The organism is Polaromonas sp. P1_G1, assembly GCF_056405595.1.
This window is the reverse complement of sequence record NZ_JBFUBU010000269.1, coordinates 1-389: the sequence shown is the minus strand read 5'-3', so window position 1 is coordinate 389 and position 389 is coordinate 1. Positions and strand designations below refer to the sequence as shown.

Here is a 389-nt window from a genome sequence, read left to right as displayed (position 1 = left end):
AGCTGGGCATGGGCGTCGCATCGACCTCGGGCGGCAGCGCCGAAGCGCTGCCCGCCAGCCGTTTTGGTGGCTTCAAGCAAGCGGTTGCCAAGCTCAACGTTTTCGCCTGAATCCGCGATAAGCCCCACGGTGGCTGGGGTGTCATGGCCATGCCGTGACGGACAGGGATAATCCACGTCCATGGAACTCATCGCCTCGCTTCTCGACTTCATCCTGCATGTAGACAAATACTTGGAAGTGTTTGTGCAGAGCTATGGCCTGTGGGTCTATGCGCTGCTGTTTGCCATCATCTTTGTTGAGACCGGCGTGGTCATCATGCCGTTTTTGCCGGGTGACTCGCTACTGTTCGTGGTGGGCGCCATGTGTGGCGTGGGGCTCATGGACTACAC

1 pseudogene is annotated in these 389 nt (G+C 58.9%); it reads left to right on the top strand.

Features of this window, described 5'->3' with window-relative positions:
• Window positions 1-180: 180 nt before the first annotated feature.
• Window positions 181-389, top strand: a pseudogene (locus AC1D1Y_RS26790) (hypothetical protein); the annotation flags it as partial.